The organism is Alcanivorax sp. DP30, assembly GCF_009882945.1.
GTDB lineage: Bacteria > Pseudomonadota > Gammaproteobacteria > Pseudomonadales > Alcanivoracaceae > Alcanivorax.
The window spans coordinates 71,787-94,869 of record NZ_WTUY01000023.1; the positions used below are offsets into that span (position 1 = coordinate 71,787).

Below are 23,083 nucleotides of genomic sequence, written 5' to 3' on the forward strand. Positions count from 1 at the left end.
AAAGTTCAAATGCGTGAGATGGGTTTGAGGTCGCGTCTCCGTCGTGCCCGCGCCCAAACAGTGAATCGCGGGCACACTCTCAGCACCCGCACCAACCTGCACCGCGTTTTAACTTTTAACTTTCAGCTCACTGGGTAGGGGTTGCTGGCGGCCTGGTGGCCACCGGTGTTCCGGATAATGGGCTTTGCCCCACGCCAGCAATGTTGCCGGTGGTGCGCCGTGAAGGTCCGCTGGTGGTTGCAGGCCCATGCAGTGCAGGGCTGCAGTGAGGAGCGCGCTGGCGCGCCCGGCATCGAGCGCTTCGCTGCTGCCGGATTTGGAGAGCTTGGCGTCACGTCCATCGGTCACCACGGGCAGATGAGCATAAAGCGGTGCCGGGCGGTCCAGGCATTCCAGCAACCAGCGCTGGCGCAGGGTGGAATCGATCAGGTCGGCACCCCGTAGCACATGGGTAATGCCGTCGTCGGCATCATCCAGGGCACAGGCCAGTTGGTAACCAAAGAGGCCGTCACGACGACGTATCACAAAGGCTCCGCCATCATCATGGAGATTGTTGCAGACTCGGCCCTGAATACCGTCGTCATAACACAGTTCACGATCCGGCACCGCCAGACGCACCGAGGCATCATGGCTGTCGCTAACGGCAGCGCTGATGCCCGGGTGGTTATGGTCCAGGCTGGCCAATTGCTTGCGAGTTAGCGTGCAGTAAAAGGCGTGTCTGCGCTCCAGCAATTGATCAATGGCCGCTTGGTAGGCGTCATGGCGCTGGCTTTGGTAGCGAACGCAGCCATCCCACTCCAACCCGAACTGTTCCAGCTGCAAAAGGATGGTATCAGCGGCACCGGGCACTTCCCGGGGAGGGTCCAGATCGTCCACACGTACCAGCCATTCCCCGCCTGCCGTACGGGCTTCCAGCCAGCTGGCAAGTGCCGCTACCAGCGAGCCGAAATGCAGCGGGCCGGAGGGCGTGGGGGCGAAACGTCCGCGATAGGTCATAGGGCAATGAATAATGAATAGTTAATAATTAATAGTTGCACGGATGAGAATAGCAGGGTGCTGAAACGCAGGAAGCCGCGCACAAAGCATTGGCGCGGCCCCCTGGCTGGCACAATCAATAGCCCGCTATCGCGAGCTATTAATTATTCATTATTAACTATTAACTGCCTCACCCTGCCAGCTGCTTTTCCTTGATCTCCGCCAGTTCCTTGCAGTCGATGCACATTTCGGCGGTGGGGCGGGCTTCCAGGCGGCGGATACCGATTTCGATACCGCAGGCTTCGCAGTAACCGTAATCGTCCTTGTCCACCAGATCCAGGGTTTTTTCGATCTTCTTGAGGAGCTTGCGTTCACGATCCCGGGTGCGCAACTCCAGGGCGAATTCTTCTTCCTGGGTAGCTCGGTCTGCCGGGTCGGGCAGGTTGACCTGTTCGTCCTGGAGGTGATGCATGGTGCGATCGGCTTCTTCCATCAGCTCCTGGCGCCAGGCCAGCAAGATCTTGCGGAAGTGAGCGCGCTGGGCTTCATTCATGTAATCCTCGCCAGCCGCTGGCTGGTAGGGCTCCAAGCCGTGTAGCTGGGCCATTGAGGACGCGGATTTGGATGACTTTTTCACGTTCTTTTTTACCTGAGCAGAAGAGGTGGATCGGCTCGGCGACATTCCATTGCCGGCAGACGCTTTCCTTGCGGTACCGGAGTGCGATGTTCGGGTGGCCGCAGACGCTGCTGCGGACCGTGCCTTCCCGGAGGTAGGCAGCTTTGTTCTTGGTGCAGCCGGAGCTGCTTTCTTGGCAGCCGCTTTTTTGGCTGCTGGCTTGGCGGCAGCCGGTTTTGCTGCTGTCGCCTTTGCTGTCTGGGGTTTGCTGGCAGGCTTTTTGGTCGCCTTGGTGGCGGTTGGCTTGCTTGCCGCAGCCTTGGTAGCGGGCTTCTTCACCGCTGCTTTCTTCGCTGGGGCTTTTTTCACGGCCGCCTTCTTGGTTGCGGGCTTGCTGGCAGGTGACTTCTTCGCTGCCGGTTTGGTGGCGGTTTTCTTGACCGCCGGTTTTTTCACCGCTGCCTTTTTGGCCGGGGCTTTCTTGGCGGCCACCTTCTTGGCTGGTGCCTTCTTCACGGCCGCTTTTTTAGCTGCCGGTTTGGCCGCGGTTTTTTTCGCCGCCGCCTTCTTTGCTGGCGCTTTCTTGGCAACGGCCTTTTTGGCTGCAGGCTTTTTCACTGCGGCCTTCTTGGCCGGGGCTTTCTTTGCTGAGGAAGCCGAAGCTTTCTTGCTGGCTGCAGTTCCGGATGTTTGTTTTTTAGCCGCCGCTTTCTTCGGCGCTTTCTTTTTGCCGGTGGCCATCTTCAATAACTCCCTTAGCATCGTCTTGACTCTCTGTCCTGTGCCCGAACTTCCCTCATGGGCATAATGTAATCTTCGACCTTACCCCTTATAGGCAAGTGTTGTCACCAATTACAGAGCCGGCCCGATAGAGGTAGCCTGATTGATGAAAATCTGGCCGATTATAGCCATGCAGCCACGGCATGGAAGAGGAAACTTGTCATGACCCGATTGTCCCGTTACGCCAGTGAGGTGCCGCCCTTTCATGTGATGGCGCTGCTGGAGCGCGCCCAACAACTTGCCGCCCAGGGGCGGGATGTTATTCACCTGGAAGTGGGAGAGCCGGATTTTGACACTCCGGCTCCGGTGATGGATGCCATCCGTGATGCCATGGCTCATGGCCAGACCGGCTATACGCCGGCGGCGGGGTTGCCTGCCCTGCGCGAAGCCATTGCCGCGGATTATCGGGAACGCTTCGGGGCGGCGGTGTCCCCTGGCCAGGTGGTGGTGACGCCGGGTGCGTCCGGCGCGTTGCAATTGGCGCTGGCGGCGCTGATCGATCCTGGTGACGGGGTGCTGTTGCCAGACCCCGGCTACCCCTGTAATCGCCAGTTTGTCCATTTGGTCGGTGGCGAGGTGCAGCCCCTGGTGCTCTCGGCGGAGCGTCAGTTCAGCCTGTCCACCCAGGATCTGATTGATGCGTGGCAACCCAATACCCGCGTGGCAATGGTGGCGAGCCCGGACAATCCCACCGGAAATATGCTCAGCCCGGTGGCGCTGGCAGAAATGGCGGATGCAGTGAAAGGCCTGGGGGGCGTGCTGCTGGTGGACGAAATCTATCAGGGGCTTTGCTACGGTCAGCCGGCGGGGTCGGTGCTGGCGGAGACAGACGAGGTCATCGTCATTAACAGCTTCAGCAAGTATTTCTGCATGACGGGGTGGCGACTTGGCTGGCTGGTGGCGCCGCCGGCGCTGGTGCCTGCTATTGAGCGGTTGGCACAGAACCTGTTCCTGGCGCCGTCTACGCCGGCTCAGTACGGGGGGCTGGCCGCGTTGGAAGAAGCGTCGTTGACCATCCTTGAACAGCGCCATCAGCTGCTGGCTCGCCGCCGTCAGTGTTTGCTTAACGGTCTTGCCCATCTCAAGGTTCCGGTGGTGTCCCGCGGCGATGGTGCCTTCTATCTGTATGCGGATGTAAGCGCCTGGACCGATGACAGCTTTGCCTTCTGCGCGGATCTGCTGGAACAGGCCGGCGTGGCCATGACTCCGGGGCTGGACTTTGGAGAAGGGCATGACCATCGCCGCTATGTGCGGCTGGCCTATACCTGTTCCGAGTCTCGACTCTCTGAGGCATTGCATCGACTGGAAGCCTATCTGGGCAATCTGTGAACAATATTAGCGGGAGTTCCTGTGAAGTTTGATCCGCCTCTGGAGACGGTCACCCTGCTGCGCCGTTACAAACGATTCATGGCTGATGTGCTGCGAGCCGATGGCTCAGAGATTACCGTGCATTGCCCGAATACCGGCTCCATGAAAAATTGTGTGCTGGGCTCACCGCAGCCAGCGCTTATCTCCGATAGCGGCAACCCCAAGCGCAAGTATCGTCATACCCTGGAGGCCCTGCAGGTGGCCCACGGCCATTGGGCCGGGGTGAATACCAGCCGCACCAACAGTCTGGTGGAAGAAGCCGTGCGCGCTGGCCTGATACCGGAACTGGATCCGGCCGATGGTGTAGAACGGGAAGTGAAGTATGGCGACAGCCGCTTCGATCTGGCGCTGGGTGAGCGAGCTGATCCGCATACCTTTATCGAAGTGAAAAATGTCACTCTGGGTCCGGGGCCAGATGACGAGGATGACGGCGTCATTGCCTTCCCGGATTCGGTGACCGAGCGTGGCCAGAAACATCTCAAAACCCTGATGGAGGTGGCGGCTAGCGGCAAGCGGGCGGCATTGGTGTTTTGTGTTCAGCACAGCGGTGCGGTGGCAGCCCGGCCTGCGGATGAAATCGACAGCCGTTATGGGGTGTTGCTGAGAGAGGCAATGGACCAAGGGGTGCAAGTACTGGCCTGGAAAGTCTCCCTGTCAGATCAGCTTTTCCAGCTCGACAAAGCCTTGCCGGTCCTGCGGTAGCGTTTTCCTGGTTGCCCGCTACATTTGCAGGCTTTGGTGTTGCTGCTGCAAGAGTTCCAGCTGCCTGCCCCAGTAATTCATGGATTCAAACCAGGGAAAGGCTGGCGGGAAGGCCGGGTCATCCCAGCGTTTTGCCAGCCAGGCGTCGTAGCAGACCATGCGGCGAATCCGCAAGGGTTCGATCAGGGCTTTCTGTTCCCAGGGGAAGGGCAGGAAGGTGTCATAGCCCTGGGCGAGGACTCTCAGCTGGTGTTGCTGTTCATCCTCTTCGCCGGACAGCAGCATCCACAGATCCTGCATGGCCGGAGCGCGCAGGCTGTCGTCCAGATCCACAAAGTGGGGGCTGTCGTCGCGCCAGAGGATATTGCCGGTGTGGCAGTCGCCGTGGACGTTCAAGAGCGGAAAACTCAGGCCGGCCAGACGCTGTTCGATGGCCTCCAGCAGTTGGCCGATCAGGTCGCGATACTGGCCTCGGTAGTTCAGGTCTATCACGTCATCAATCAGGTAGCGGCTGGCGGCGCGGGTATCCGCTATGACATCAAGGGTTGGGCGCAACTGGTAGGGGCGGTCACTGCCGCAGGCATGCCAGCGGGCCAGGGTCCGCCCCAGCTGTTCCAGGTGACTGTCGTTGGCCAGCTCGGGCGCATGGCCCCCGGCGCGGCGAAATACGGAAAAGGAAAAACCGTCGCAGTGGAACAGGCTGTTGCCGTCGCGCACTTCCGGTGCAATCACCGGCAGGTCCCGCTCCACCAGGAACAGGCTGAAGGCATGCTCTTCAAGTATCTGTTCGTCGCTCCAGCGATCGGGGCGGTAGAACTTGACGATCACGGGCGGCCCCTCTTCCTGGCCGACCTGGTAGACCCGGTTTTCAAAGCTGTTCAGCTGCAGCAGACGGCCATCGCTGAGAAAGCCGGCCGCATCTACTGCATCCAGCATGAAATCCGGCGTGAGATCGTCAAAAGGGTGGGACATGGTGAACCTATAAGGTTAAGTGTCAGGTGCCGGGCCGTTTGGGGCTTTCTTGTGTCGCATCATCCCACGTCAGGCGTCAAGCGGGCTCCGGAACCTCGCCCAGCCAGATCTCGTTGCCGCGGATTTCCACTGGCACAGGCACCAGCTTGTCACCCATGCAGGGGCCGGACAGGCAGTTGCCAGTCTGTACTTCGAACAGGGCACCATGGTTGGCGCACATGATGAACTGCTTGTCGCTGTCCATGAAGTCGTCGGGCATAAAGTTGAGCTCGATGCCCAGGTGCGGACACCAGTTGATATATGCGTGGATCTGGCCATCGAATTTTGCGACCACAATGGGCTGGTCGTCCTTGCGGAATTCGCGGGCACTTTCGTGCTCGATGTCGTCCAGGTTGCAAATGTGTTCCATGGTGCTTTTCTTGTCCTGTTGCGTAGGGTGAAGAGTGCCGGGAGTCATCGGTGTGGGTCAGCAATGCCGCAGCCGGGCCTGGAAGTGGGGGCGCCGCGAATCATTGCTTTCGCCCCGGCTTCTTTGACGGCAATTATTCGCCCAGCACGACCTTGCGAATCTCCAGATGATCTTCGGCGGGCAGGCGCGGGCCGAACTCGGTGACCAGTCTGGCGGAGGCCACAGAGGCCAGTTTCCCGGCAGTGGCAAAGTCATGGCCGTGAGTGATGGCATAGAGAAAGGCGCCGGCAAACAGGTCGCCTGCGCCATTGCTGTCCACCGCTTTTACTGCCACCGGCTCGATCTGGTGAGTGTCAGTACCGTCCCACACCAGTGCACCTTTGGCGCCGAGAGTGATCACGGCGGAACGGCACACGGTTTTCAGTGCATCCAGCGCGGCTTCCACACTGTCGGTATCGGTATAGCTGGTGGCTTCCGCTTCGTTGCAGAACAACAGATCTACGCCATCGCCGAGCATTTCAGTGAGGCCATCCTTGAAGAACTGCACCATGGCCGGGTCGGAAAAGGTCAGCGACGTTTTGACCCCGTGCTTCTCAGCCAGCTGACGGAGTTTGACGGTGGCGGCCCGGGAATTGTCGCCACTGACCAGATAGCCTTCCAGGTAGACATAGTGACTGGCGGCGATGGCGGCTTCGTCCAGATCGTTCTCGGACACTTCGCTGGAAATACCCAGATAGGTATTCATGGTGCGCTCGGCGTCCGGTGTCAGCATGACAAGGCACTTGCCGGAGATGCCACTGTCGCGGTTGCCGTTCATGTTGGTGTCCACGCCGGCGGCGGTCAGGTCGTTGACGAAGATGTCGCCGGTGGCATCGCTGGCCACCTTGCAGGCGTAGTAGCTGGTGCCGCCAAAGTAGCGGGTAGCCACCACGGTGTTGCAGGCGGAGCCGCCACTGGTTTGTTTGTGGGGCTCGGCCTCATCGGCAAGAGCCGCCAGCAGTTCGGCCTGGCGAGCCTCGTCGACCAGGGTCATCAAGCCCTTGCCCACGTCCATGCGCTCCAGAAAGGCGTCGCTGACCTCGATTTCGGTATCGACCAGGGCATTACCGAGGGCATAAACGTCATATTTCTTGGTCATGGTGGCTCCGTATTACGTTGCAAGGGCGGCTATTATGGGCTGCCGCGGTACAGATGCAAAATTATACGGTCGGACGTCGGCCCCCGTGCTTTTTCCACTTGCGGAACATATTGCCCGCTCCGTACTCATAAAATACCCACACTTTTCTCTATACTCCGTCCCCATGGCTAAAAAAACGAAAAAGACCCCGGCGCGATCGCGGGGGCAAACAGCGCGCAAGAAAGCACCTGCCCGTAAGAGAAAAACGGCGAACCCCCGTCGCTGGTTCAGCTGGTCTCTTGTGGCAAAGGTATTTGTGGTCTTGCTGGTTATCGGGGCTGCGGGGATGGCGTATCTGGACGCCATGGTACGCCAGCGCTTCGATGCCCATGTCTGGCAACTGCCGGCACGGGTGTATGCGCGCCCGGTGGAATTGTATGAAGGGCGGGTGCTGTCCAGGGAAGATATGCTCAAGCTGTTGGACCTGATGCGCTATCGCCGGGATTCCCGTGCGTCCACGCCGGGGAGTTTTTCCGTGCAGGGTAATAGCCTGCTGATTCATACCCGTGGTTTTAATGACAGTGATGGGGGCGAGAAGCCAAAACGCATTCGGCTTTCCTTGTCCGGTGGGCAGATCCAGTCGCTGCAGGCCGGTGGCGAAGGACTGGCCCGGCTGGAGCCGCTGCAGATTGGCAGTATCCATCCCCAGCATGCCGAAGACCGGGTGTTGGTGCCGTTGGAAGAGGTGCCGCCGCTGCTGGTGGACATGCTGATCGCCACCGAGGACCAGAGTTTCTACGATCATCACGGTATTTCCCTGCGAGGCCTGGCTCGGGCGATGCTGGCCAACCTGAAAGCCGGCGGTCTGGTGCAGGGCGGTAGCACCCTGACCCAGCAGCTGGTGAAGAATTTCTGGCTGACCTCCGAGCGCACCCTGTCGCGCAAGCTGCTGGAAATGCCCATGGCCATGCTGCTGGAGCTGCATTACAGCAAGCAGCAGATTCTTGAGGCCTATCTCAACGAGGTTTATCTCGGCCAGGACGGTGCCCGTGCTATCCATGGCATGGGGCTCGGTGCCCAGTTTCTGTTTGGGCGACCTTTGCAGGAGCTTGAGCCGCATCAGTTAGCGACGCTGGTAGCGTTGCTTAAAGGGCCCAGCTGGTATGATCCGCGCCGTCGCCCGGAGCGGGCCATGGAGCGTCGCAACACGGTGCTGGGGGTGGCGCTGGAACAGGGTGCCCTGTCTCAGGGGGATTTCGATAAATACAGCGCCCGTCCCCTGGAAGTGGTGCCTCGCGGCGCTTCCGCCCTTTATGCCTTCCCGGCCTTTATCGATCTGGTGCGTCGCCAGTTGGCGCGGGATTATCCGCCGGAGGTGCTCAGTGATGAGGGACTCAATATTCATTCCACCCTCGATGTGCTGGCCCAGCTGGCTGCCGAAGGTGCACTGAAAGAGCATCTGGATAATCGCGACCCGAAACAGGACAAGAAACTGAACGGTGCCGTTGTCGTGGTGGCGCCGGCCCAGGGTGACGTGCTGGCGCTGGTCAGTAACCGCAATTCCCGTGAAGCCGGCTTCAACCGGGCCCTGGATGCGCAGCGGCCCATGGGGTCACTGGCCAAGCCCGCGGTGGTGCTGGCGGCCGTGCGGCAGCCGAAAAAATGGTCCCTGGCTACTCTGGTAGAGGATGGGCCGATCCAGGTGGCCATGCCCAACGGGGATCTGTGGGAACCGCAGAACTTTGACAAGCAGGCCCGTGGCGCCATGCCCATGGTGGACGTGCTGGCCCAGTCCCGAAACCAGGCCACGGCCCGGCTGGGGCTGGACGTGGGGTTGGACAAGGTGGCGGGCACCATGGAAACCCTGGGGGTGACCCGCAATGTCCCCCGTTACCCCAGTATCCTGCTGGGTAGTCTGGCGCTGACCCCGTTTGAAGTGGCGATGATGTACCAGCCTCTGGCAACCGGAGGCTTCAGTACCCGGCTGCGTTCCATTACTGATGTGCTGGACAAGGAAGGGGAGCCGCTGGCCCGTTATCCGGTTAGCGCAGATGAAGTGATTGAGGCGGGCCCGGCGTTCCTGACCCAGTGGGCCATGCAGCAGGTGGTGGACAATGGTACTGCCCGTTCGGCCCGTGCCTATTTACCTGAAGGGCTGAAAGTGGCGGGCAAGACCGGCACCAGCGATGATTTTCGCGATGCCTGGTTTGCCGGTTTCTCCGCCAACCATCTGGCGGTGGTCTGGGTTGGTCGGGATGATAATGGCAATGCGGGTATCACGGGTTCCAGTGGTGCTCTGCCGGTATGGGCTCGATTGATGGGCAAGCTGCCCCAGCGCAGCCTTTCCCAGAACCCACCTGACGGTGTGGAGTGGGTGTGGATGAACCCCAATGGCCAACAGGTCAGCGCAGAAGGGTGTGGCGACGCGCGTCGCTACCCGATGCTGGAAGCCTCAATTCCTCAGGATGCAGATGGCTGCGGGGCAGTGAAGCAAACCGGCAAGGGGATCAAGGGCTGGTTCAAGGGCTTGTTTGATTAGCGGGTCTTTTTGTGGGAGCGTGCTGGCGAGTTGTCACGGTGTTGCCGCGGCTTACAGGCAGTAAAGAGCGATCAGGATGAAAACTATGCAGATGTTGTTTCGGGTACTGGTTGTCAGTTTTTGGCTGACCGGTTGTGCGGTGAGCGTGCCTGATGCCCCGAAGGAACCCATGACCGCCAGCGTGGAACTGGAAGGGTCGCCGGCGCTGTCCTTGTTGCAGCGGGCCGAAGCTGCCCGGCAGCAAGGCGAAACAGCAGCGGCAGAACGTTACCTGGAGCGGGCATTGAATATCGCCCCGGATTCTTCCTGGTTGTACAAGTCGCTGGCGGATCTGCGTCTGTTTGAAGGGGATGCCCGCAGTGCGGAAGGGTTTGCCCTGAAAGCGTTGCGATTGGCGCCGGATCATCCGCAGTATCGTGCGGAACTTTGGGAGTTGGTTGCCACGGCGCGGGAGCGGCAGGGTGACAAGGCGGGTGCCGACGAGGCTCGCCAGCGCGCATCTGACGTGTTGATGCCTGGCAGGCCTGTATGACCCCAGCGGTGGCCGCGGCCAAAACGGCGAAGGTGCAGCATCAACTGCTTAGCTATGAGCATGATCCCAAGGCGGAAAGCTACGGCCTGGAAGCGGCGGAACTATTGGGGTTGCCCCCCGAGCAGGTGTTCAAGACCCTGGTCGCTCTGGTGGATGATCAGCCGGTGGTGGCCATGGTGCCGGTGATCTATCAGCTGGATTTGAAGTTTCTTGCCAAGGCCCATGGCGGCAAGAAGGCGGTGATGTGTCCGGCGGACAAGGCGCAACGCCTGACCGGGTATGTGCTGGGCGGGATCAGTCCGCTTGGACAGAAGAAACGTTTGCCGTTGTATCTGGATAGCAGCGCGGAATTACAGCCGGAGATTTACATGAGCGCCGGTCGCCGCGGCCTGGAAATTGCCATGGCGCCGCAGGATCTGCTCTACCTGACCAGCGGCAAGCTTGCCCCTCTGGTCCGCGACTGAGCGACCTCTCCGTAGGAGCGTCGCTGGCGACGCGATAACCAGAACCCTTAAAAGCGATGGTTACCACAGAGGGAGCAGGGCACACAGAGTTTAAAACCGTCTTTTCTCAGTGATCTCTGTGCCCTCTGTGGTGAAATTGCTTTTGATCCAGGTCTTTTATCGCGCCGCCAGCGACGCTCCTGCCGAGACGTTTGGTCAGACCTTCCCGAATGCCTTTCTTGCCGCTGCAATGGTGGCATCGATATCCTCGTCGCTGTGCGCCGCAGACACGAAGCCGGCTTCGAAGGCGCTGGGGGCCAGATAGATGCCCTGGTCCAGCATGGCGTGGAAGAAGCGGTTGAAGCGGTCGCTGTCGCAAGCCATCACTTCGGCGAAGCTGCTCACCCGGCTCTGGTCGGTAAAGAACAGGCCAAACATGGCGCCGGCCTGGGCAGTGGTGAAGGCAACGCCTTCCGCATGGGCCGCTTCGGTAAGGCCATTGAGCAGCCGGGAGGTTTTCTCGGCGAGGGCGTCGTGGAAGCCCGGCTGACTGATCAGGTTCAGGGTGGCCAGGCCAGCGGCCATGGCCACCGGGTTTCCGGACAGGGTGCCGGCCTGGTAGACCGGGCCCAGCGGGGCCAGGTGCTCCATGATGTCCTTCTTGCCGCCAAAGGCACCCACCGGCATGCCGCCACCGATGATCTTGCCCAGGGTGGTCATGTCCGGGGTGATGCCATACATGGCCTGGGCGCCACCGAGTGCCACCCGGAAGCCGGTCATCACTTCGTCAAAGATCAGCACGCTGCCATGGTCATCGCAATGCTTGCGCAGGGCCTGCAGGAACGCCGGAGTGGGCGGTACACAGTTCATGTTGCCGGCCACTGGCTCCACGATGACGGCGGCAATCTGGTCGCCGTATTCATTGAAGGCGTTCTCTACTGCTGCGGCATCGTTGTAATTCAGTGTCAGGGTGTCGGCGGTCACGGAAGCCGGGATCCCCGGGGAGCTGGGGTTGCCCAGGGTCAGGGCGCCGGAGCCGGCTTTTACCAGCAGGCTGTCCACGTGGCCGTGATAGCAGCCTTCGAACTTGATGATCTTGTCGCGGCCGGTATAGCCCCGGGCCAGACGGATGGCGCTCATGGTGGCTTCGGTGCCGGAGTTGACCATGCGCACCATGTCCATGGAGGGCACCAGCTCGCAGACCTTGTCGGCCATGGCGATTTCGGCTGCGGTGGGCGCGCCGAAGCTGAGGCCATTCTTGACGGCACTTTCCACGGCAGTGATCACGTCCGGGTGATTGTGACCCAGAATCATCGGTCCCCAGGAGCCCACGTAATCGATGTAGCGATTATCGTCTTCGTCATACAGGTAGGCGCCAGCGGCCTGATGGAAAAACACCGGGGTGCCACCGACTCCCTTGAAGGCGCGTACCGGGGAATTGACGCCACCGGGAATGTGCTTCTGGGCCTGACGAAACAGTTTTTCGGATTGCTTGCGGGGCATGATGTATCTCCTGAATCTGGGGTCTGAGCTGGGCCTGGTAACACTACCCTCATGCCTGGATTGGCGGCTTTTGGGGCTCAACAGGTGTCATCCCGGTAGTGTTACAGGCCCTATCAGAAAAGAGTGCTGAAACGGCGTGCGGCGGCTTCTATGTCGGCCGGGTCGGAATGGCCGAACAGGGCCTCGATGACGGCCACGCTGGCGGCGCCAGCCTGGATCAGCAGGGGCGCATTATCCGGATTCACGCCGCCGATGGCTACCACGGGCAGGTGAAACTCCTCGCAGGCCTGTTTCAGGCAGTGAATCTCGGCCGCTGGCGCATGGGGTTTGGTGGATGACGGGAAGAAGCGGCCCATGGCCAGGTAATCTGCGCCGGCGCGGGCTGCGTCCCGTGCCAGTGCCAGGTCCCCGTGGCAGGTGACGCCAATGACGCGCTGCTCGCCCAGCAGGGCGCGGGCGGCGGCAATGCCTCCGTCGCTCTGGCCGATATGGACGCCGTCGGCTCCCACTTCTGCGGCCAGCACCGGGTCATCGTTGACGATGAACAGGGCGTCGTATTCGTGGCACAGGGCGCGCAGCTGACTGGCGCGGCGCTGTCGTTGATCTCTGGAGGCGATCTTGTCGCGGTACTGGAGCAGTCGGGCGCCGCCGAACAGGGCTGCCTCCGCCGCAGGCAGCAGGCGCTCATCCGGCGTCAGAGCCGGGTCGGTAATGGCGTAGAGGCCGTGGATGGCGTTGTTAAGGGAGGGCGCACTCATCGTCGGTCCGGAACGTGCTGGCCGTTGCCTGGGCGGAAGGCGTTGCGCAGAAAGTGGTCCACATGGGCCTGCCCATCCGCGACGGCATTGGGCAGGGATTCGCCGTGGCCACGCAGGCAGGCGATGGAGGAGGCCAGGGTGCAGCCGGAGCCGTGGTAGCTGTGCGGCAGTCGTTCCCATTGCCACGTCTGTTCGCCTGCGGCGGTGAACAGATGATTGGTAACCAGCTCGGTATCGTCATGGGTGCCGGTGATCAGTGCGGCCTGACCGCTGGCAGTGACCAGTGCCTGGCCGCAGTCTTGTACCCCGGTTTTCCCGCTGAGAGTTTGCGCTTCCGGCAGATTGGGCGTCATTACCTCGCAGCGTGGAGCCAGCTGGCTGAGCATGATGTCCGCCAGGGACTCGCTGGTGAGGCTGCCGCCGGCTTCGGCGGCCAGTACCGGGTCGAGGACCACGGGCACCCCGGGCAGGCGATCCAGCAGCCGGACAATGAACTCGATGATGGCCACGGAGCCTGTCATGCCAATTTTCACTGCCTGGTAGTCGACGTCTTCCAGCAGGGCGTCAGCCTGTTGTTCCAGAAGCGCGATGTCGGTGAGCTGGAAGCCTCGCACGTTCTGGCTGTTCTGTACGGTAAGGCCGGTAATCAGGGTGGAAGCAAAGCCGCCCAGTGCCCGGATGGCTTCGATATCCGCATGAATGCCTGCCCCGCCGGAGGGATCATGACCAGCAATAACAAGAATATTCGGTTTCATTGGCGCGCCTGAGTCAGGACACCGAAGGCCTGACGCAGGCGCCGGTTTGCCGTCCGGCGTTTGGCGTCAGGCTTCAGGTGTCATCAAAATGGTCGAACAATGACGAGGATAACAATGGCCACCAGCATGAACACCGGGATCTCGTTGAAGATCCGGTAGAACTTGTCGCTCTTGGTGTTGGCATCGTTGGCGAATTTTTTCATGTAGGCCAGGCAAACGTGGTGGTAGCCAATCAGCAGGAACACCAGGGCCAGCTTGGCATGCATCCAGCCGCTGCCCTTGTAGGCCTCCATGTTGGCAATGAACATCCACAAGCCCAGCACCACGGTAACGATCATGCTCGGGTTCATGATGCCGCGGTACAGTTTGCGCTCCATGATCTTGAAACGGTCTTTGCTGATCTGGTCCTCGGCCATGGCGTGATACACGAATAGCCTTGGCAGATAGAAGAGGGCGGCAAACCAGCAAATGACGGCGATCAGGTGGATGGCCTTGATCCAGAGAAAATGGTCGAGTGCGAACTGCATCTGTCTATCCTGTGGTTGTGGCATTGGAGCGAAGGTGCTGTGGGCGTACACTATACAGCCTTCCTCTTCCCGTTTTCGAATACTCAAGGAATGCTGTGAACAAACGGCCACGACATCGTCGATTGATGCGTTACTACTTGTTTCGCACCCGACGTGTGAGCCGTCGTCAGCTGGGTTCCTGGCAGGACTGGAAGTTGCGCATGGTGTTCTGGACCGGCGCGATTCTGGTTGGCCTGTTTGTGGTGGCGTTTGCCTGGGTGGCGGAACTGGCGTCTCATACCTTTATCCAGATTCATGAATATTCTCCCTACCTGCCGGTGATCGTCACCCCGCTGGGCATGTTGTTGATTGTCTGGTTGATGCGGCAGCTGGGCACGGAGTCCCAGGGCAGTGGTATTCCCCAGGTGTTGGTGGTGCTCAAACAGCGCTATCACTGGCTGCGGCCCACCTTCCTGTCGCTGCGGGTCATCCTCGGCAAGTTTGTGCTCACCTGCATGGGGCTGTTGTGTGGGGCCAGTATTGGTCGCGAGGGGCCCAGCGTGCATATGGGCGCGGCCATCATGTATTCCGTGGGGCAGGTGGGCCGCCTTAACCAGAAATACGTGGATAACTCACTGATAGTCGCGGGCGGCGCGGCGGGGGTATCAGCGGCGTTTAACGCTCCGCTGGCAGGGATCGTATTTGCCATTGAGGAGCTGTCCGGCTCCTTCGAGCAGCGCACCAGCGGTACCCTGATTCTGGCTATCATTCTCTCCGGGGTGGTGGTGCTGATGATCATGGGGCACTACAGCTTCTTCGGGCATCCCGGCGGTCACCTGGATATCACCCGTGACTGGGCTGCCATTGGTGTCACAGCGCTGGTGTGTGGTCTGTTTGGTGGCCTGTTCAGTCGTTTGCTGATTCGCGGCAGCCAGTTTCTTTCACCCTATGCCAAGGCGCATCCCTACCGGGTGGTCCTGTTGTGCTCGCTGGTGCTGGTGTTGCTCGGCTTGATGACCGGCGGGGCCACCTATGGCAGTGGCTATGAACAGGCCAGTGCCCTGCTGGATGGCGACGACCCTGGCAACTGGAGTTTTGCCCTGGCCAAGATGTCGGCGACACTGGTGTCGTATTTTACCGGTATTCCCGGTGGGCTTTTTTCCCCGAGCCTGGCGGCAGGGGCGGGATTTGGCAATCTGGTCGGTGGCTTTTTTCCGGATGTGTCGCTGGTGGGATTGACGCTGGTGGCCATGGCAGCTTTTCTGGCGGCCGTCATTCAGCGCCCGATTACCTCTTTTGTGATTGTCATGGAGCTGACGGGAAACCGGCACGATATTCTGTTGCCGTTGATGGCCGGAGCCTTTCTGTCGGCGGCGGTGGCCAAGTTGGTGTGGGCCAGGCCGTTGTACGATTCCCTGGCCGAGCGCATGGCAGACGGGCAGGGCATGGCGCTGGAAAAGCCCCGGGATGAGGAGAAACAAACCGAGGCGGGCAGCGAGGAAAACTCGCGGCAACTGCCTGGCTAAAGTTGCTGATGGCAGGGCGCGCCGCCTATTATGCGTGCCTTCTGCCGGAGGCGGCACTGTGAATTGGTTGGAGTAAGAGATATGGCAACGGGGTCAGTCCTCAAGGTCGGCGTAGTTGGCGGTACCGGGTATACCGGGGTTGAGCTGCTGCGATTGCTGGTGAATCATCCCCAGGCAGAACTGCAAGTGATCACGTCTCGCGGTGATGCCGGCACTGCCGTGGCTGACATGTTTCCCTCACTGCGTGGCCGCACCGACCTGGTGTTCAGCGAGCCGGATGTCACCCGGCTGGCCCAGTGTGATGTGGTGTTTTTCGCCACCCCCCATAACGTGGCCATGCGCATGATGCCCGAGCTGATGGACGCTGGTGTGCGGGTGGTGGATCTGTCTGCCGATTTCCGTCTGCGTGACCATGAGCTGTGGAGTGAGTGGTATGGCGAGCCCCACGCCTGCCCGGAGCTGCTGGCGGAGGCGGTGTATGGCCTGCCCGAGGTAAACCGGGAGAAGATGCGCACTGCGCGCCTGGTAGCCTGTGCCGGTTGTTATCCCACCTCCATCCAGCTGGGCTATCTGCCGCTGCTGGAAAACGGCTGGATCAAGCCGGATCAGCTGATTGCCAATGCGGCCAGTGGTGCCAGTGGTGCCGGCAAGGGCGCCAAGGTGCCGATGTTGCTGGCGGAGGCGGGCGAGAGCTACAAGGCCTACGGCGCCAGTGGCCATCGGCACCTGCCGGAAATCGAACAGGGGTTGGGTGACATTGCCGGTCAGCCCGTGAAAGCTACCTTTGTGCCTCACCTGATCCCCATGATTCGAGGTATTCACGCCACCCTTTACGGTCAGCTGGTGGACGGTGCGCCCTCTCTGGAAGAGATGCAGGCGGCCTATGAGGCGCGCTATGCCAATGAGCCCTTCGTGGATGTGATGCCGTTGGGCAGCCACCCCGAGACTCGCTTCGTGAAAGGGGCCAACACCTGTCGAATCGCCCTGCATCAGCCCCGTGGCGAGAACGTGATTGTGGTGCTTTCCGTAATCGACAACCTGGTGAAAGGCGCGTCGGGGCAGGCTGTGCAGGCCATGAATATCATGTTTGGGCTGGATGAGGCGGCGGGGCTCTCCGTGGTTCCGCTGGCACCCTGATTATGGCAAAAAAACCCAAAAGCCGGGCCGGTATCGATGATGTGATGCTGGTGCCGGTGAGCCCGTCCCAGCAGAAAAAGCGACGCCGCCTCATGGTGATCGGTGCCATTATCGCCGCACTGTTATTGTTCTTTGGTGGTCTGTGGTCCGGCAACAGTGGCGCGCTGGACACCTCCGAAACCAACCGCCAGCTGCGCGCCGAGCTGAAGAGCGCGACCCGGGAGCTGGAAGCCGCCCGAAATGAACTGGCGCTGTATCGCACTGATACGGAAGTGACCCGTCAGGCCCGTGAAAATCTTCGTCAGGAGATCAAGGGGTTGCGCGATCAGGCGGCAGAGCTGGAGGAGGCAGTGGCCTTCTACAAGAATGTGATGGCGCCGGGGGGCAGTGAGCGGGGCATGCAGATCGAGAAGTTGACCCTGCAACCCACCGATACGAAGGGCCAGTACAGTTACAAAGTGGTGCTGGTGCAGTCCGGCGATAACCGTAATTATCTGTCAGGTGACATCTCGTTGACCCTGCGAGGCAGCCGTGACGGCAAGGCGGTCGAGTTGACCGGCGATGACTGGCTGGACGATGGAAGTGAGACCCGGTTCCGGTTTCGTTATTTTCAGGAGCTGAATGGGCGCTTTCAGCTGCCGGAAGGGGTAGAGATTGTGGCGCTGGACGTGGATGCTGAGAGCGGCGGCAGAAACCGCTACGAGACACAGAAAACCATAAAGTGGCAGTAGGAGAGACGTGTGCTAGGCCGAGACAAAAAAAATGCAGTGAACAGCAGTGCTGCGTCGCAGGATTACCGGAACCATACCCTGATCGCGCCCAGCGCCAAGGTGAGCGGGGATGTCGAGTTTACCGGCGGCCTGCATGTCCAGGGCACCGTGGAAGGTAACATCAGTGTGGGCAAGGAAGGTGGTCGCCTTATCATTGGTGAGTCCGGGGTGGTCAAGGGTGAAATCCAGGTGCCTCAGGTGGTCATCAATGGCCGCGTGGAAGGCGATGTCCATGCTACCGAAAATCTGGAGCTGGCGGAGAAAGCCTCGGTTGAGGGCAACGTTTACTACCTGATGATCGAAATGGTCATGGGTGCCCGGGTGAATGGCAAACTGGTGCGTCTTGACGACGAGCGTCGCAATTTGCCGGCACCGGACAAGCAGGGGGAAAAGGCTGCGGCGGACAAGCAGGTGGCCGCGGATAATTCTTGACTGTTTTAGTCGGGTACTGGAACATAGTAAACCCGCTGTCTGAACAGGTCAGCGGGTTTCCTGTCTTTACAGCATCAGCGAGCATATGACCCAGCAAGCCCCCATATCTTTCACTGACGCCGCCGCCGCCAAGGTCAAAGAGCTGCGTGACGACGAAGGGAATCCGGAACTTAAACTGCGGGTGTATATCACCGGGGGTGGCTGTGCCGGTTTTTCCTATGGCTTCACCTTTGATGAAGCGGTCAATGATGACGACACCATCGTCGAGAAAGACGGTGTGACCTTGCTGGTGGATGCCATGAGCATCCAGTATCTGGATGGCTCCCAGGTGGACTATGAAAAGGGCCTGATGGGCTCTCGCTTCGTGGTCAGCAACCCCAATGCTGCCACCACCTGTGGCTGCGGCTCGTCGTTCTCCGTCTAGGGGTTCCTGGCGGTTGCTGCCGCTAGCCGCGCGTTCCTTGTCATAAAACCTTAACCGATTGATCAACATTCCGTCGTTTTCAGGGTGGACACTAAACCCATGATGACGACACGACCGACATTTCAACGAATGACCGCCGCGGATACCCGTGCCATGTGCTGGTTGCTTCAGCAGCCCCAGGCCCGGCAACGTGCGCGGATGGCTCGCCTGGTTTCACGGCTGGGTGATGGTCCTTTCTATGTGGCGCTGACGCTGCTGATCTGGTGGTTCGACAAGGAGGGCGGGAGCGCATTTGCGCTGACGGCGATGGCTGCCTACGCGCTGGAAGTCCCGCTGTTCGTGGGGCTCAAGCACTTGATCAAGCGGCCGCGCCCGGCGGATGCGCTGGAAAGCCTGTCCGCTTTCATTCAGCCGGCGGATCGCTTCAGTTTCCCGTCCGGGCACACTGCCGCAGCCTTCGTCATGGCATCTCTGCTATGCGTGTTTTACCCGCCGGTGATGGCATTGGCCCTGGGCTTGGCGGTGATGGTGGGCTTGTCCCGGGTGTTGCTGGGGGTTCACTACCCTTCGGACATCCTCGCTGGCGCCACTCTCGGGTTCAGCTGTGCCATGATCGGCTTGTGGGTGGTCTGAGCAGCAAGCAACAAGCTTCAAGCTGCAAGGCGCGAGAAAGGGGCCTGCCAACTGAACTGGATTGTTTGCGGCCGCGTTCATGCGTAATGAAAAGGCTTGCGGCGCGGCTCGGTGGCCTGTCGATTGGCGAGATGCATTATTCGCGCTTTGTGGCTTGTAGCTTGAAGCTTGCCCCTCTACGGCAAGGTGATCTGCCCGAGAATGGCCTCTCTTGATGCTCCGGTGACCACTGGCGCATTGCCGGTTTTTTGGTTGCAACGAGCCCATGCCAGCCAGGCAAAGGCGGTCGCCTCAACCCAGTCAGGATGCAACCCTTCCTCCGCTGTGCTGCTCACGGGTACCCCCCCGCATGTCTGAATGCGGCTAAGTAGGTGGCCGTTATGGGCGCCACCACCACACACCAGAATACGTTGCGGTGCGAAGGTTTCGAGGCTGTCACAAATGCTGCGTGCGGTCAGTTCCGCGAGGGTGGCCTGCAGGTCTTCCGGCGGCAGGTCATCCTTGAGGTGTTGAGTGAGCCAATGACGGTTGAAGCGCTCGCGGCCGGTGCTTTTGGGGGGCGGTTGATGGAAATAGGGGTCGCGCAGCAGGCGTTTGAGCAGAGGCTTGTTGACCTTGCCGCTGGCAGCCCAAGCGCCATCCGCGTCGTAATGATCATTGCTGTGCAACTGGACCCAGAGATCCATCAGCACGTTGCCAGGACCGGTATCGAAGCCGCCAACCAGGGTCTCGCTGTCCAGGAGTGAGGCATTGGCCATGCCGCCAATGTTGACCACTGCCCGCCGCTCGCCGGCTGCTGCAAACAGGCAGCGGTGAAAAGGGGGGACCAGTGGTGCACCCTGACCGCCCAAGACCATGTCCTTGTTCCGGAAATTGCTCACCACAGGAATCCCGGTGGCGCAGGCCAGCGTGTCCGGGCAGCCAAGCTGAATACTGAAGCCGTCTTTGCCGGGCCGATGCCGCACGGTCTGGCCGTGACAGCCAATGGCGGCAATCTGGTTGGCGTTGATGTTCGCTTTCGCCAACAGTGCAGAGCAGGCCTCCGCATAAATCCGGCCCAGCTGGCGACTAACCTTGCCAGCGGCATCCAGTTCGCCCTCTCCAGGCTGGCATAGGGTAAGGATGGCCTGGCAAAGCTCAGGCGGGAGGTCGTGACTGTGGCTGGCAACCAGGGCGACATGTGCGTCGCTGATGTTGACCAGCGCCGCGTCAATGCCGTCTACGCTGGTGCCGGTCATCAGGCCGATATACAGGTTAGAAGACATCGCTGCTCGCCAGGGTGGCGGCTTCGGCAAACAGGGTCATCTGCGCTTTAAGTCGGTTGGCGGCGATCAGGAATTCCGCACGCTCGTTGTCGTTGATGCCTCGCGCCTTCGGGAGTGGCACGGTTTGAGGGTTGCGGTGTACACCGTTGATGCGGAATTCATAGTGCAGGTGCGGGCCGGTGGCGAGACCGGACGAGCCCACATAGCCGATGGTCTGACTCTGTTTGACCCGCTTGCCGACCCGGATGCCCTTGGCAAAACTGCGCATGTGGGCGTACAGGGTAGTGTAGATCTGGCCGTGCTTGAGAATAATCACGTTACCGTAACCGCCCTTGACCCCGGCAAAGATCACCTTGCCATCGCCGGCGGCGCGAATCGGGGTGCCGGATGGGGCGGCGTAGTCGGTGCCCTTGTGGGCGCGAATCCGGTTGAGTACGGGATGCTTGCGGCTCAAATTGAAGCGTGAACTGATGCGGGCAAAGGCCACCGGGGTCCGGATGAAGGCTTTGCGCATGGAGTCCCCCTTGATATCCAGGTACTCCACGTCGCCGGACAGGGTTTCATAGCGGAAGGCAGAGAGGTGGCGATCCTGGTTCCAGAACTCGGCCATCAGGATGTCGCCTTCACCGACCTTCTCCCCATCCAGGTACAGTTCTTCGTAAAGTACCCGGAACTTGTCGCCTTTGCGGATATCCAGAACGAAATCGATATCCCAGGCGAACAGCTCGGCCAGCTGCATGGTAAGGCGGTCACTGATACCGGCAGCGGCACCGGCCAAGAACAGGGAGTCGGTAATTTCGGCCTGGGCGAAGCGGGTCTGCTTCTGGTATTCGCGCTGGCTGAGGCGGGCGGTCCAGCCTGCGCCGGTGAGTTTGGCGGTCAGGGTTTCCACTTTTGAAGGGTTGTAGCGTACCCCGCGCAGCGCGTCGTCATCATTGACCAGGACTTCCAGTTGCTCGCCGGGGCGCAGCTTCGTCAGCCGCTCAAGCTTCTCGTCACTGTTGATCAGGGCGTAAACCTGGCCGGCACCCACGCCCAGTGGCTGCAGCAGTGAGGAGAGGCTGTCGCCCGCCTTGACGGTCAGCGTCTGCCATTGCGGGCCCTGGGGTGGGGCGGGCTGTTCCACGGGCTTGGCCGCCGGGCGGGCGGGGAGTTCAATTGCCTTGGTGGCTCGCTGGGGCGCCGGTGCAGGCTCGGGCTGAAGGGCAATAATGATGACGCCGCCGAGAAGCACCATGGCCAGCAGTAAATGGGTGCGGGGAAACTGGCGCACCAGTCTGCCGACAGCAGAAAAGAATTGTTTCATGGAAATCGCGGGATCTGGTTGGGTGAAAAGCGTGTCAGGATACAAAGACACAACGAAAAACAGACCTGCAAAGATACCTGCCTTCTCTGGCTGCGTTCAAGTGCTACAATACCGCGCTTTCGCGGAACCTGCTGGGTTCCAGCCCAGATAGTTGCAGATCAGCAGAGGTAGGCATGGCCACGGTGGACGAACAACTGGCACTCATTTCCCGGGGTGCAGATGAGATCATCCAGGAAGATGAGTTACGGGAGAAGCTGGCTTCGGGGCGGCCTTTGCGTGTGAAGGCTGGCTTTGATCCCACTGCGCCGGACTTGCACCTTGGGCATACCGTGCTTATTAACAAGCTGCGCCAGTTTCAGGAGTTGGGCCATCAGGTGATCTTCCTGATCGGCGATTTCACCGGCATGATCGGTGATCCCACGGGCAAGAGCGCTACCCGTCCTCCGCTCAGCCGCGAGGATGTTTTGCGCAATGCGGAAACCTACAAGGAGCAGGTTTTCAAAATTCTGGATCCTGCCAAAACCCAGGTGGCATTCAACTCCAGCTGGATGAACGAGATCGGTGCTGCCGGCATGATCAAGCTGGCGGGGCAGTATACGGTGGCGCGCATGCTGGAGCGGGATGACTTCGACAAGCGCTACAAGGGCAATCAGCCCATTGCCATTCATGAGTTTCTCTATCCTCTTGTGCAGGGGTATGACTCTGTCGCCCTGGAGGCGGATGTGGAACTGGGTGGTACGGATCAGAAATTCAATCTGCTGATGGGCCGTACCCTGCAGAAGTCCCATGGGCAGGCCCCGCAGATCTGCCTGACCATGCCAATTCTGGAAGGGCTGGACGGGGTGCAGAAGATGTCCAAGTCCCTGGGTAACTATGTGGGCGTCAATGATGCCCCGGGGGAAATGTATCGCAAGTTGCTGTCGTTACCGGATGCCCTGATCTGGCGTTACTATGAATTGCTTAGCGCCTGCTCCAATGAGGCACTGGAGGCAATCAAGGCTGAGGCGGAGAAATTGGGTACCCCTCAGGAAGCCAAGAAGGCGTTCGCGCTGGAGATGGTGATCCGTTTCCATGGCGCCGAAGCCGCAGAGGCTGCCCCCAAGTCTGCCGGGAACCAGATTGCCCTTGGCCAGATTCCGGACAATGTGCCGGAAGTGGTGGTAGAGCTGGGTGATCAGGCGGATATTCATATTGTGCCACTGCTCCGTGAGGCGGGATTGGCCCAGAACGGCAAGGCGGCCAAGGATGTATTTGCCCGGGGTGCGGTATATCTGGATGGTGAGCAGCTCTCTGATGAGCGGACTTTCCGGGCCGGAGACAGTCATGTCATCCAGGCAGGCAAGAAGAAGATTGCCAGGGTAGTCATCAAATAACCAGAATGGTGCTGCAGGTGCTGTTTTGGACAGAAAGTGAACGGTTGGCAGGTTTTTTGAGAAAAGTGCGAAAAAGGAGTTGACGGTTCTCCGGAAATCTCTAGAATGCGCACTCCTCGACGGGGCAACAACGCAAGACGGTGCTTCGGGTGAGACGCTCTTTAACAATCAGGCAAGCAAACGTGTGGGACCTGTTCGGGACGGGATCTTTAAGAGATTTCAGTTCTGAACGAGTCAACAAA

The 23,083-nt window shown here is 60.2% G+C and carries 24 protein-coding genes; 13 read left to right on the forward strand and 11 right to left on the reverse strand.

Translation table 11 applies throughout. The annotated features are described in order from the left end of the window. Positions 1–108 precede the first annotated feature (108 nt). Both gluQRS and dksA read right to left on the reverse strand, forming a co-directional pair. Positions 109–996 (reverse strand): tRNA glutamyl-Q(34) synthetase GluQRS, encoded by an 888-nt coding sequence (gluQRS, locus tag GQF00_RS15710; RefSeq protein ID WP_161320168.1) that lies wholly within the window; start codon positions 994–996, stop codon positions 109–111. Positions 997–1,165: 169 nt separating this feature from the next. Next, the gene (gene dksA / locus GQF00_RS15715; protein ID WP_202560572.1) at positions 1,166–1,582 is read right to left on the reverse strand and encodes an RNA polymerase-binding protein DksA; all 417 of its coding nucleotides are present in this window, start codon (positions 1,580–1,582) and stop codon (positions 1,166–1,168) included. 202 nt (positions 1,583–1,784) lie between these two features. On the opposite strand from dksA, the gene GQF00_RS16635 reads away from it, so the two are divergent. From GQF00_RS16635 to sfsA, 3 genes are all read left to right on the forward strand, one after another. Next, positions 1,785–2,399, forward strand: coding sequence for a hypothetical protein (locus GQF00_RS16635; RefSeq protein WP_202560567.1), 615 nt, complete (start codon positions 1,785–1,787; stop codon positions 2,397–2,399). Between the two features lie 134 nt (positions 2,400–2,533). Then, positions 2,534–3,700, forward strand: a complete 1,167-nt coding sequence (locus GQF00_RS15725; protein ID WP_161320170.1) for an aminotransferase class I/II-fold pyridoxal phosphate-dependent enzyme — start codon at positions 2,534–2,536, stop codon at positions 3,698–3,700. Between the two features lie 21 nt (positions 3,701–3,721). Next, positions 3,722–4,441: a DNA/RNA nuclease SfsA gene (sfsA, locus tag GQF00_RS15730; protein WP_161320172.1), complete on the forward strand. Its 720-nt coding sequence runs from the start codon at positions 3,722–3,724 to the stop codon at positions 4,439–4,441. Positions 4,442–4,459: 18 nt separating this feature from the next. Here the strand turns inward: sfsA and GQF00_RS15735 are convergent, their stop codons facing one another. From GQF00_RS15735 to GQF00_RS15745, 3 genes are all read right to left on the reverse strand, one after another. After that, the gene (locus GQF00_RS15735) at positions 4,460–5,413 is read right to left on the reverse strand and encodes a serine/threonine protein kinase (RefSeq protein ID WP_161320174.1); all 954 of its coding nucleotides are present in this window, start codon (positions 5,411–5,413) and stop codon (positions 4,460–4,462) included. Between the two features lie 76 nt (positions 5,414–5,489). Next, on the reverse strand, positions 5,490–5,822 hold the full coding sequence (locus tag GQF00_RS15740; protein ID WP_161320176.1) for a Rieske (2Fe-2S) protein: 333 nt from the start codon (positions 5,820–5,822) through the stop codon (positions 5,490–5,492). 133 nt (positions 5,823–5,955) lie between these two features. Continuing rightward, positions 5,956–6,960, reverse strand: coding sequence for an adenosine kinase (locus tag GQF00_RS15745; RefSeq protein WP_161320178.1), 1,005 nt, complete (start codon positions 6,958–6,960; stop codon positions 5,956–5,958). Positions 6,961–7,240: 280 nt separating this feature from the next. On the opposite strand from GQF00_RS15745, the gene mrcB reads away from it, so the two are divergent. From mrcB to ybaK, 3 genes are all read left to right on the forward strand, one after another. Then, the gene (gene mrcB / locus GQF00_RS15750; RefSeq protein ID WP_370519515.1) at positions 7,241–9,478 is read left to right on the forward strand and encodes a penicillin-binding protein 1B; all 2,238 of its coding nucleotides are present in this window, start codon (positions 7,241–7,243) and stop codon (positions 9,476–9,478) included. 76 nt (positions 9,479–9,554) lie between these two features. Then, the gene (locus GQF00_RS15755) at positions 9,555–10,010 is read left to right on the forward strand and encodes a tetratricopeptide repeat protein (protein ID WP_202560568.1); all 456 of its coding nucleotides are present in this window, start codon (positions 9,555–9,557) and stop codon (positions 10,008–10,010) included. Beyond that, positions 10,007–10,474 carry a Cys-tRNA(Pro) deacylase gene (gene ybaK / locus GQF00_RS15760; protein WP_161320183.1) on the forward strand — a complete coding sequence of 156 codons (468 nt, stop codon included), beginning with the start codon at positions 10,007–10,009 and terminating at the stop codon, positions 10,472–10,474. The genes GQF00_RS15755 and ybaK overlap by 4 nt, the downstream gene beginning before the upstream one ends. A gap of 195 nt (positions 10,475–10,669) precedes the next feature. Here the strand turns inward: ybaK and hemL are convergent, their stop codons facing one another. From hemL to hemJ, 4 genes are all read right to left on the reverse strand, one after another. Continuing rightward, positions 10,670–11,956 carry a glutamate-1-semialdehyde 2,1-aminomutase gene (gene hemL / locus GQF00_RS15765; RefSeq protein ID WP_161320185.1) on the reverse strand — a complete coding sequence of 429 codons (1,287 nt, stop codon included), beginning with the start codon at positions 11,954–11,956 and terminating at the stop codon, positions 10,670–10,672. A 113-nt stretch (positions 11,957–12,069) separates the two neighbouring features. After that, the gene (gene thiE / locus GQF00_RS15770; protein WP_161320187.1) at positions 12,070–12,714 is read right to left on the reverse strand and encodes a thiamine phosphate synthase; all 645 of its coding nucleotides are present in this window, start codon (positions 12,712–12,714) and stop codon (positions 12,070–12,072) included. Further along, complete coding sequence (locus GQF00_RS15775) at positions 12,711–13,469, reverse strand: hydroxymethylpyrimidine/phosphomethylpyrimidine kinase (RefSeq protein WP_161320189.1); 759 nt, start codon at positions 13,467–13,469, stop codon at positions 12,711–12,713. The genes thiE and GQF00_RS15775 overlap by 4 nt, the downstream gene beginning before the upstream one ends. Positions 13,470–13,552: 83 nt before the next feature. Further along, on the reverse strand, positions 13,553–13,996 hold the full coding sequence (gene hemJ / locus GQF00_RS15780; RefSeq protein ID WP_161320191.1) for a protoporphyrinogen oxidase HemJ: 444 nt from the start codon (positions 13,994–13,996) through the stop codon (positions 13,553–13,555). A gap of 95 nt (positions 13,997–14,091) precedes the next feature. Between hemJ and GQF00_RS15785 the strand changes: the two genes are divergently transcribed. The 6 genes from GQF00_RS15785 to GQF00_RS15810 all read left to right on the forward strand — a co-directional run bounded on the left by GQF00_RS15785 (position 14,092) and on the right by GQF00_RS15810 (position 18,897). After that, positions 14,092–15,501: a chloride channel protein gene (locus tag GQF00_RS15785; protein ID WP_370519516.1), complete on the forward strand. Its 1,410-nt coding sequence runs from the start codon at positions 14,092–14,094 to the stop codon at positions 15,499–15,501. Positions 15,502–15,582: 81 nt separating this feature from the next. After that, positions 15,583–16,638: an N-acetyl-gamma-glutamyl-phosphate reductase gene (argC, locus tag GQF00_RS15790; protein ID WP_161320193.1), complete on the forward strand. Its 1,056-nt coding sequence runs from the start codon at positions 15,583–15,585 to the stop codon at positions 16,636–16,638. 2 nt (positions 16,639–16,640) lie between these two features. Continuing rightward, positions 16,641–17,369 (forward strand): DUF6776 family protein, encoded by a 729-nt coding sequence (locus GQF00_RS15795; protein WP_161320195.1) that lies wholly within the window; start codon positions 16,641–16,643, stop codon positions 17,367–17,369. A gap of 9 nt (positions 17,370–17,378) precedes the next feature. After that, positions 17,379–17,840 (forward strand): polymer-forming cytoskeletal protein, encoded by a 462-nt coding sequence (locus tag GQF00_RS15800; RefSeq protein ID WP_161320197.1) that lies wholly within the window; start codon positions 17,379–17,381, stop codon positions 17,838–17,840. A gap of 85 nt (positions 17,841–17,925) precedes the next feature. Then, complete coding sequence (gene erpA, locus GQF00_RS15805; RefSeq protein ID WP_161320199.1) at positions 17,926–18,264, forward strand: iron-sulfur cluster insertion protein ErpA; 339 nt, start codon at positions 17,926–17,928, stop codon at positions 18,262–18,264. A 99-nt stretch (positions 18,265–18,363) separates the two neighbouring features. Continuing rightward, positions 18,364–18,897: a phosphatase PAP2 family protein gene (locus GQF00_RS15810; RefSeq protein WP_237440576.1), complete on the forward strand. Its 534-nt coding sequence runs from the start codon at positions 18,364–18,366 to the stop codon at positions 18,895–18,897. 176 nt (positions 18,898–19,073) lie between these two features. Here GQF00_RS15810 and GQF00_RS15815 read toward each other — a convergent pair whose 3' ends face one another. Both GQF00_RS15815 and GQF00_RS15820 read right to left on the reverse strand, forming a co-directional pair. Then, a complete protein-coding gene (locus GQF00_RS15815; RefSeq protein ID WP_161320200.1) occupies positions 19,074–20,162 on the reverse strand; it encodes an anhydro-N-acetylmuramic acid kinase in 1,089 nt (362 codons plus the stop codon). Further along, on the reverse strand, positions 20,152–21,468 hold the full coding sequence (locus tag GQF00_RS15820) for a peptidoglycan DD-metalloendopeptidase family protein (RefSeq protein WP_161320202.1): 1,317 nt from the start codon (positions 21,466–21,468) through the stop codon (positions 20,152–20,154). Before GQF00_RS15820 ends, GQF00_RS15815 begins: the two co-directional genes overlap by 11 nt. A gap of 173 nt (positions 21,469–21,641) precedes the next feature. Here GQF00_RS15820 and tyrS point away from each other — a divergent pair, with 173 nt between their 5' ends. Then, complete coding sequence (gene tyrS / locus GQF00_RS15825) at positions 21,642–22,841, forward strand: tyrosine--tRNA ligase (RefSeq protein ID WP_161320204.1); 1,200 nt, start codon at positions 21,642–21,644, stop codon at positions 22,839–22,841. The last annotated feature ends 242 nt before the right edge of the window (positions 22,842–23,083 follow it).

What these genes read in the sequence shown, in the direction of transcription:
- gluQRS (WP_161320168.1), bottom strand. Translation starts at nt 996, where the DNA reads ATGACCTATCGCGGACGTTTCGCCCCCACGCCCTCCGGCCCGCTGCAT.
- dksA (WP_202560572.1), bottom strand. Translation starts at nt 1,582, where the DNA reads ATGGCCCAGCTACACGGCTTGGAGCCCTACCAGCCAGCGGCTGGCGAG.
- GQF00_RS15725 (WP_161320170.1), top strand. Translation starts at nt 2,534, where the DNA reads ATGACCCGATTGTCCCGTTACGCCAGTGAGGTGCCGCCCTTTCATGTG.
- GQF00_RS15735 (WP_161320174.1), bottom strand. Translation starts at nt 5,413, where the DNA reads ATGTCCCACCCTTTTGACGATCTCACGCCGGATTTCATGCTGGATGCA.
- GQF00_RS15740 (WP_161320176.1), bottom strand. Translation starts at nt 5,822, where the DNA reads ATGGAACACATTTGCAACCTGGACGACATCGAGCACGAAAGTGCCCGC.
- GQF00_RS15745 (WP_161320178.1), bottom strand. Translation starts at nt 6,960, where the DNA reads ATGACCAAGAAATATGACGTTTATGCCCTCGGTAATGCCCTGGTCGAT.
- GQF00_RS15755 (WP_202560568.1), top strand. Translation starts at nt 9,555, where the DNA reads ATGAAAACTATGCAGATGTTGTTTCGGGTACTGGTTGTCAGTTTTTGG.
- ybaK (WP_161320183.1), top strand. Translation starts at nt 10,007, where the DNA reads ATGACCCCAGCGGTGGCCGCGGCCAAAACGGCGAAGGTGCAGCATCAA.
- hemL (WP_161320185.1), bottom strand. Translation starts at nt 11,956, where the DNA reads ATGCCCCGCAAGCAATCCGAAAAACTGTTTCGTCAGGCCCAGAAGCAC.
- thiE (WP_161320187.1), bottom strand. Translation starts at nt 12,714, where the DNA reads ATGAGTGCGCCCTCCCTTAACAACGCCATCCACGGCCTCTACGCCATT.
- GQF00_RS15775 (WP_161320189.1), bottom strand. Translation starts at nt 13,469, where the DNA reads ATGAAACCGAATATTCTTGTTATTGCTGGTCATGATCCCTCCGGCGGG.
- hemJ (WP_161320191.1), bottom strand. Translation starts at nt 13,996, where the DNA reads ATGCAGTTCGCACTCGACCATTTTCTCTGGATCAAGGCCATCCACCTG.
- argC (WP_161320193.1), top strand. Translation starts at nt 15,583, where the DNA reads ATGGCAACGGGGTCAGTCCTCAAGGTCGGCGTAGTTGGCGGTACCGGG.
- GQF00_RS15795 (WP_161320195.1), top strand. Translation starts at nt 16,641, where the DNA reads ATGGCAAAAAAACCCAAAAGCCGGGCCGGTATCGATGATGTGATGCTG.
- erpA (WP_161320199.1), top strand. Translation starts at nt 17,926, where the DNA reads ATGACCCAGCAAGCCCCCATATCTTTCACTGACGCCGCCGCCGCCAAG.
- GQF00_RS15810 (WP_237440576.1), top strand. Translation starts at nt 18,364, where the DNA reads ATGATGACGACACGACCGACATTTCAACGAATGACCGCCGCGGATACC.
- GQF00_RS15815 (WP_161320200.1), bottom strand. Translation starts at nt 20,162, where the DNA reads ATGTCTTCTAACCTGTATATCGGCCTGATGACCGGCACCAGCGTAGAC.
- GQF00_RS15820 (WP_161320202.1), bottom strand. Translation starts at nt 21,468, where the DNA reads ATGAAACAATTCTTTTCTGCTGTCGGCAGACTGGTGCGCCAGTTTCCC.
- tyrS (WP_161320204.1), top strand. Translation starts at nt 21,642, where the DNA reads ATGGCCACGGTGGACGAACAACTGGCACTCATTTCCCGGGGTGCAGAT.